This window comes from Reyranella sp. (genome assembly GCF_004297405.1).
Classification (GTDB): Bacteria; Pseudomonadota; Alphaproteobacteria; order Reyranellales; family Reyranellaceae; genus Reyranella.
Genome location: NZ_SCVC01000021.1, coordinates 240634 through 248047, shown reverse-complemented (window position 1 = coordinate 248047; position 7414 = coordinate 240634). Strand labels below are relative to the sequence as shown.

The 7414-nt window shown below is 62.8% G+C and carries 7 protein-coding genes; 1 reads left to right on the top strand and 6 read right to left on the bottom strand.

Annotated features, from left to right (window positions below; genetic code table 11):
• Nucleotides 1–27: 27 nt before the first annotated feature.
• The 5 genes from EPO50_RS14860 to EPO50_RS14840 all read right to left on the bottom strand — a co-directional run bounded on the left by EPO50_RS14860 (nt 28) and on the right by EPO50_RS14840 (nt 5648).
• Nucleotides 28–1098, bottom strand: a complete 1071-nt coding sequence (locus EPO50_RS14860; RefSeq protein ID WP_296345298.1) for a TlpA disulfide reductase family protein — start codon at nt 1096–1098, stop codon at nt 28–30.
• A gap of 70 nt (nt 1099–1168) precedes the next feature.
• Entirely contained in the window at nt 1169–2803 is a 1635-nt protein-coding gene (locus EPO50_RS14855) for a thiamine pyrophosphate-requiring protein (RefSeq protein ID WP_296345296.1), read from the bottom strand.
• 16 nt (nt 2804–2819) lie between these two features.
• Entirely contained in the window at nt 2820–4001 is a 1182-nt protein-coding gene (locus EPO50_RS14850) for a VWA domain-containing protein (protein WP_296345294.1), read from the bottom strand.
• Between the two features lie 18 nt (nt 4002–4019).
• Complete coding sequence (locus tag EPO50_RS14845) at nt 4020–4868, bottom strand: MoxR family ATPase (protein WP_020698268.1); 849 nt, start codon at nt 4866–4868, stop codon at nt 4020–4022.
• Nucleotides 4869–4949: 81 nt separating this feature from the next.
• The gene (locus EPO50_RS14840; RefSeq protein ID WP_296345291.1) at nt 4950–5648 is read right to left on the bottom strand and encodes a cytochrome b/b6 domain-containing protein; all 699 of its coding nucleotides are present in this window, start codon (nt 5646–5648) and stop codon (nt 4950–4952) included.
• A gap of 188 nt (nt 5649–5836) precedes the next feature.
• Between EPO50_RS14840 and EPO50_RS14835 the strand changes: the two genes are divergently transcribed.
• A complete protein-coding gene (locus tag EPO50_RS14835) occupies nt 5837–6292 on the top strand; it encodes a cytochrome c (protein WP_296345288.1) in 456 nt (151 codons plus the stop codon).
• A gap of 183 nt (nt 6293–6475) precedes the next feature.
• Here EPO50_RS14835 and EPO50_RS14830 read toward each other — a convergent pair whose 3' ends face one another.
• Complete coding sequence (locus EPO50_RS14830) at nt 6476–7126, bottom strand: TetR/AcrR family transcriptional regulator (RefSeq protein WP_296345286.1); 651 nt, start codon at nt 7124–7126, stop codon at nt 6476–6478.
• Nucleotides 7127–7414 lie beyond the last annotated feature (288 nt).

Below are 7414 nucleotides of genomic sequence, written 5' to 3'. Positions count from 1 at the left end.
AAAGCACCCAACAATGTCACGCAACAATTAGAGTTTCGGTGGTGGGTAGTAGGGTCGGTTTCCCAACGCCTGCACGCGTTTCCAGAAGTCGGGGCCCGACGCCTTGCCGACTTCCTCGAGGTCACGCGCCTGCCGCCACATGCTCCACGAGTCGGGATGCAACCGGCTCGCCTCTGCCATCTGACGATCACCTTCGTCGGCACGATCATGGCCACGCAGCCACACACCCAACCTGAAGCGAGCCCTCGCCTCGGCGATCTCGGGCGTCACCTTGGGCAAGCGGGCGCGGGCGACATCCGGAGGCATGGCGTGCAGGCCAGTATTCACCCATTCGCGAACGGCATCGAGATAGGCTTGGCGTGCGGCAAGGCGTGCGGCTTGATCAGCCGCCGACATCGTACGGGTCGAGAGATCCATGCGCCGGAAATGATCGGTCGAACCGGCCGTCTCCGGCGGCCGAACGATGCGGCCCCGTTCGTCGATCCACACGGCCTGCGGCACGTTCACGAGATTGTAGAGATCTTCGAGGCGGTGCTCGGTGTCGATGAGCTGCCAGTAGCTGGACAGGCTGCCTGCCCGCGCCTGGTCGATCCAGGGACGCGCATGCTCGGCACCACGGCTTTCTTCCGCCACGGCCACGACCATGAACCCCTTGTCCTTCAGCTCATCGTAGAGAGTCTGCCACACGGGCAAGTCGAAGCGGCAGCCTCACCAACTGGCCCATGTAGCAAGGAAGACCTTGGTGCCCCTGAGCTGCGACAGCGAACGCGGCACGCCGTCGACATCGGGCAAGGTGAAGTCCGGCGCCATGAGCCCTTCGAGGGCGTGATTGCGGTCATCGGCCGGTGCGCCCAGCGCCCATACGTCGCCCGCCTCGCTGGCGATCGCCGGCCCACCGAGCTTCGTCCAGAAAGCCGCAACGTCGACGTCGGCACCCCTCACGGCCGAGGCCGGCAGAGGTACGCAAAGCTCCGCGCGACACATTCCTTCGGGCTTCAGGGTCCAGCCGGTGACCTTCTCCGCATCGGCCGCACTCATCCAGAGGCCGTCGCGCGTCGCGACGTCGTGCTCACCGGTCGGCGTAAGGATGGTGGTCATGCCCGACAGCGAAGCACCTTTCCCCTTAGGGGGAAAGGTTCGTCGCTACGGCCTGGACGACAACTTGTCGTTACTTCGGAACCGAAATCGTCACTTCCTTGGAGGTGATGAATTCCAGCAGGACCGGCACGCCCTTCTTGGTCTGCTCGATGCCACGCTTGATGGCCGGCACGATGTCCTCGACCTTGGTAATGCGCTCACCGTAGCCGCCGAAAGCGCGCGCCATGGCGGCGTAGTCGCCGGAGATGTCGGTCGAGCGGTACTTCTCGGTCGAGATCTTCATGATGTGAAGCTCGATCGCCATCGAGAAGTTGTTGAGCAGGATCGACATGATCGGGATGCGCTCGCGCACCGCCGTCTCGAAATCCATGCCGGTGAAGCCAATGGCGGCGTCGCCCCAAACATTGATGCAGAGCTTGTCCGGGCAGGCGAGCTTGGCGCCCATCGCGAGGCCAAGGCCGTAACCCAACTGCGTGGTCTTGCCCCAGCCGATATAGGTGTGCGGCGCGGTCGTCTTCCAGAAGGGCGAAAGCTGGTCGCGCGGGCTGCCGGCGTCGTGCGTGATGATGGTGTTGGCGACGTCGACCGTGTGCTGCAGATCCCACAGCACGCGATAGGGATTGAGAGGCGCCTCGTTGTTGGTCAGCTTCGGCATCCACTCCCGCAGCCACTCGTCGGCGATCGGCTTGATCTCGGCCACCACCGGGCCGGCATCGCGCTTCTGGCCCCCCACGAGCTTGCTGCATTCGTCGATCATGGCTCTCAACGCGAGCTTGGCGTCACCGACCAGGCCGTACTTGCAGCGCACGTCCTTGTTCAGGTGGTTGGGATCGAGCGTCGTGTGGATCACCACCTTCCCCTTGGGCATCGAGACGCCGAAGTTGGTTTCGGTGAAGGAGCAGCCGATGCCGAACAGCACGTCACAATTGTCGAGGAAGTAGCGCACCGCCTTGGGATAGGCGCGACCGCCCGAGCCGAGCGACAGTGGATGGGTCTCGTCGAAGCTGCTCTTGCCTTGCAGCGACGTGCAGACCGGAATCGCCAGCAGTTCGGCCAGTTCCTTCAGCTCGTCATAGGCCTCGGCCCAATGCACGCCATGGCCAGCATAGATGACCGGTCGCTTGGCCTCGACCAGCGCCTTGGCGGCTTCCTTCACCGCGGCGGGATCGGGACCGTATTTGGTGGCGACGACGGGCTGGTAGGTCAGCGGATCGGGCGCATCCTCACCGTTGGCCTCGGCGGGAAACTCGATGATGACCGGCGCACCACGGCCGTTGCGCAGCAGGCTGAAGGCCCGGCGCATGATGTTCTCGATGTCGGCGCCCGAGCTGATCGGCTCGGCATGCTTGGCGACGTGGGCCATGGTGATCGTCGAATTGAAATTCGGCGGCACGTGCGCGATGCGGCGCGAATAGCCTGCGGGGATGACCAGCAGCGGCACCGATTCGCCGAACGCCTGGGCGACGCCGCCATAGGCATTCTCCGAGCCCGGCCCGCTCTGCATGCAGAACACGCCCATCTTGCGGCCCTTGGTCAGCCGCGACATGGCATCGGCCATGTGCAGGCCGATGCGCTCCTGGCGCACGATGATCGGACGGATGTCGATCGCCGCGCAATGCTCGATCAAGTGGTTGACGGGGTAAGCGAAGAGATACTCGACGCCCTCGCGCTTCAGGATTTCGGCGACGGCCGGTCCGGTCTTCATCTTCGCTCCCCCAATACTACTTGTTCAGTTCCTTCATCGCGCTATCGAGGCCGCCCAACGTCAGCGGGAACATGCGATTGCTCGAGAGCTGCTGCAGGAGCTGGATTGACGGCGTGTAGCTCCAGTGCCGCTCGGGCACCGGGTTCAGCCACACCATGCTGCGATAGGTGTCGGCCATGCGCTGGATCCAGACCTGACCCGCCTCCTCGTTCCAGTGCTCCACCGAGCCGCCGGGATAGGCGATCTCGTAGGGGCTCATCGAGGCGTCACCGACGAAGATGACCTTGTAATCGGGCGGATAGGTATGCAGGAGCTGCGCCGTCGAGAAGGTATCGACGTGGCGACGGCGGTTGTCCTTCCACAGCTTTTCGTAGAGGCAGTTGTGGAAGTAGAAGAATTCGAGGTGCTTGAACTCGGTGCGCGCCGCCGAGAACAGCTCCTCGCAGACGCGGATATGCGCATCCATCGAGCCGCCGATGTCGAACAGCAGCAGCAGCTTCACCTTGTTGCGCCGCTCCGGGACCATCTTGATGTCGAGGTAGCCCGCGTTGCGCGCCGTCGAGCGGATCGTGTCGGGCATGTCGAGCTCGACCTCGGCGCCCTCGCGCGCGAACTTGCGCAGCCGGCGCAGCGCGATCTTGATGTTGCGCGTGCCAATCTCGACCGTGTCGTCGAGATTCTTGTACTCGCGCTTGTCCCACACCTTGACCGCACGGCCTTCGCGATTCTTATCCTGGCCGATGCGCACGCCTTCGGGATTGAAGCCGTAGGCGCCGAACGGCGACGTGCCGGCCGTGCCGATCCACTTGCTGCCGCCCTGATGGCGCTTCTGCTGCTCTTCGAGGCGCTTCTTCAGCGTCTCCATGAGCTTTTCCCAACCACCCATCGCCTCGATCTGCTTCTTCTCCTCTTCGGTCAGAAGCTTCTCGGCGAGCTTGCGCAGCCACTCCTCGGGAATCTCGGCGGTGATGCCTTCGGCAGGCAGCGCCTCCAGTCCCTTGAAGACATGGCCGAACACGCGGTCGAACTTGTCGAGGTTACGCTCGTCCTTCACCAGTGCGGCGCGCGACAGGTAGTAGAAGTCGTCGACGCTGTATTCGGCGACACCCTTGTCCATCGCGTCCATCAAGGAAAGGTATTCCTTGATGGAGACCGGCAACTTGGCCTGACGGAGCTCGAGAAAGAAGTTCACGAACATGGCGTGACTCCTATGGAGTTATTGGCGCTGCTCCCGGCGCGCCATGAAGGCCAGACGCTCGAACAGGTGGACGTCCTGTTCGTTCTTGAGCAGCGCACCGTGCAGCGGCGGGATGAGCTGCTTGGAATCCTTGGACCGCAGCGACTCGGGCGACATGTCCTCGACCATGAGGAGCTTCAGCCAGTCGAGCAGCTCGGAGGTCGAGGGCTTCTTCTTGAGGCCCGGCACTTCGCGGATGTCGTAGAAAACGTTCAGCGCCTCGCGCAGCAGGTTGCGCTGCAGGTCCGGGAAGTGGACGTCGACGATTTGCGTCATCGTCTCGCGATCGGGGAAGCGGATGTAGTGGAAGAAGCAACGGCGCAGGAAGGCGTCCGGCAGTTCCTTCTCGTTGTTCGAGGTGATCATCACGATCGGGCGCTGCTCCGCCTTGATCGTCTGCTGCGTCTCGTAGACGTAGAACTGCATGCGATCGAGCTCGAGCAGCAGGTCGTTCGGGAACTCGATGTCGGCCTTGTCGATCTCGTCGATCAGCAGGATCGGCCGGGTCTCGGCGGTGAAAGCCTCCCACATCTTGCCGCGCTTGATGTAGTTCGAGATGTCCTTCACGCGCTCGTCGCCCAACTGGCTGTCGCGCAGACGCGACACCGCGTCGTACTCGTAGAGGCCCTGCTGAGCCTTGGTGGTCGACTTAATGTGCCACTCAATGATCGGGGCGTTCAGCGCCTTGGCGACTTCATGCGCCAGCACGGTCTTGCCGGTGCCCGGCTCGCCCTTGATGAGCAGCGGACGCTGCAACGCGATGGACGCATTCACGGCCACGCGCAGGTCGTCGCTGGCAACGTAGGAGTCGGTACCGGTAAATTTCATGGTGCAAAATCCAGATTTCACGAGATCAGTGAAGATCACCCTAGAGGGGTGATTTGGGGCCAGCAAGACCGCGCGCGCAGGTCAGCCGCCCGCGCGGACGATGAAATAGACCAACGCTGCCGATACCAGTAGCAGCGATATCGCGAGGCGGTTCGAAACGAAGACGAGCTTCGGCGTAGCCGCGCCCGGCTCGACCACATCATCGGCTGGTTTGCGTCCGGTGAACATGGCGCCGATCAGGTTCTGCCGTTTCCAGACCAGGTAGAAGAGAACGGCCAGCACATGCAGACCCGTCAGGATCAACAGCACGTTGATCCAGAAGGAATGAAAATCGGTGGCGCGCTCGACCCACTTATCCGCGACCTTCAAGGCCAGCGGGCCATTCACCATGCCCATGTCGGTATCAGCGGCGAAGAGCCCAGTCGCGGCCTGCGCCAGCACGGCAAGAATCAGGACGACCACCATCGCGCCGCCCAGCGGATTGTGGCCAGCATCGCGCGGACGACCGCGGCCCAGCAGATGGCCGAGATGCGCAAGCGCTGCCGAAGGCCCCTTGAGGAAGCTCGAGAAGCGCGCCGTCGTGCTGCCGAGGAAGCCCCAGGCGATACGGAAGAACAGCAGCGTGAGAATCGCGTAACCCGACCAGAAGTGCAGCTTCATCCAGTCGCCGCCGGCGCGGGCGGTGAAATAGGAAACCACCAGCAGCAGCGCGAGGGTCCAATGGAAAAGACGGACGGGAACATCCCAGACGAGGATCCGTGTCGAAGTCTTGCCGGCCATGCGATCGTTCGTCTCCCTTTCGCGGCCATTGTCAGGCCGGTGTCCCTTCACGCAAGTCCCAGCACACGCAGTCGTGATGGGGCGTTCCGCAGAAGTCTTGTTCGCTTCCGGCTCAACCTCTGCAACAAATACCCCATCGGCTAGGCATAAATTGCCCGCCGATCCGTTGAATTTATAGGGGATGGCCTATGAGGAAGACTCTGGTTGTGGCACTGATCGGCGCGCTTGCTGCCGGTGCGATGGTGGGCGGCGCGACGATCGCCATGGCCCAAGGCGACGTGATCGCCGAGCGCAAGGAGAACCGCAAGCAGGCCGCCGCCGCGATGCGCGCGATCAAGGGCATCATCGACGCCAAGGGAGCGACCAGCGGCGCCGTCGAGCAGGCGGCCAAGCTCAAAACCCTCGAAGCCTCCTTCGTGAAGATGTTCCCGGCCGGCTCCGACAAGGGCGAGACCAAGGCTCTCCCCGCGATCTGGACCGACATGGCCGGCTTCCAGGCAGCCAACAAGGCAGCCGACGCCGCCTACGACAAGCTCGCCGTCGCCGCCGGGTCGGGCAATCTCGAGGCATTGACGGCAGCCTTCGGCGAGACCGGCAAGGCCTGCGGTGCGTGCCACGACAAGTTCCGCGCCAAGGCGAACTAAGCCCAACCGATATCGGCGCTTTCGAGATGAAGGCGACGGCAATGCCGTCGCCTTTTTCTTTGCCGAAACGGAAGAGGCCGGCCGCTTGGGGAACGGCCGGCCTCCGCGATGGCCCGTGACTGGTGTGGGAGGTTTGAAACGAAGCCTTTGGGGTGTTGGGAGGAGCTTCGCCTCGGTGGCTGACTAGGCCACCGCCACGGGCAGATCGGGAACTGTGAGCGCCTGCAGGACGATTGCCTGCGCGGTGAAACGCCAGGTCCGCGAGGCATGCATCGGCGAAAGACGAAGCTGTTCGCGCATGTTCATCCAGCTATCGAGGCCGAAGGCCAGATCGAGCGAATCGAGCACGAGATCGTGCGAGCCTGGATCGAGATTGCTCAGTTCGACCTCGAACCATGCGGCGATCCTTTCGCGTAGAAGCCGGCGAAGCTGCACGACCCCCATGCCGACGGCGGGCGCCACGCTGCGCACGCGCTCGGCGAAGTGCCAAACCGGCAGCCACTCCTCGAAGAGCTGCGCGCGATCGGAGACCAGCAATTCGATGCGACGGGACAGCGGCGCCGTAGCGTCGACGGGCCGGTTGCCATCGAAGGCGCGGCCGACCGCAAGATCGAAGGCCGCCGCGTAGAGATCGGAGAGGCTGGTGAAGTGCTGGAAGAGCGCGCGGCTCGAAACACCGGCGATGGTGGCGATGGCGGCGGACGTCGGTTCGACGTCACCGGCTTGGATGAGGTCGAGGGTTGCCTGGATCAAGGCTTGGCGGGTCCGCAGGCCACGAACGATGCGGCCATCCTGCGAACGCGTTACGTCGATTGGGAATCCGACAATTTTCATAGGTGAACCGATAAAATAAGATTTGCTTTAATGGCTGAATCTTAACATGCCGCCGCACCGCCGTAATCTGCAAAAATGCATATCTTGTCAAATAATATGCCTGATTTTCGCGGTATTTTTTCTCCGAGATAGGCGTTTTTGGGTGATCTGACATTGCAGAAGGCGCGCAGAATTGATGCGCCCGTCGGCGCGGATCCAGCCTTTTACTAGTATCTCGGAAGGGTCGACCACGTCCCGCAAACAGGTCAAAAATACGAAAGGCCGGCCGCTTGGGGAACGACCGGCCTT

Excerpts from the sequence above, each read along its gene's own strand:
- EPO50_RS14855 (WP_296345296.1), bottom strand. The coding sequence starts at position 2,803 with ATGAAGACCGGACCGGCCGTCGCCGAAATCCTGAAGCGCGAGGGCGTC.
- EPO50_RS14850 (WP_296345294.1), bottom strand. The coding sequence starts at position 4,001 with ATGTTCGTGAACTTCTTTCTCGAGCTCCGTCAGGCCAAGTTGCCGGTC.
- EPO50_RS14845 (WP_020698268.1), bottom strand. The coding sequence starts at position 4,868 with ATGAAATTTACCGGTACCGACTCCTACGTTGCCAGCGACGACCTGCGC.
- EPO50_RS14840 (WP_296345291.1), bottom strand. The coding sequence starts at position 5,648 with ATGGCCGGCAAGACTTCGACACGGATCCTCGTCTGGGATGTTCCCGTC.
- EPO50_RS14835 (WP_296345288.1), top strand. The coding sequence starts at position 5,837 with ATGAGGAAGACTCTGGTTGTGGCACTGATCGGCGCGCTTGCTGCCGGT.
- EPO50_RS14830 (WP_296345286.1), bottom strand. The coding sequence starts at position 7,126 with ATGAAAATTGTCGGATTCCCAATCGACGTAACGCGTTCGCAGGATGGC.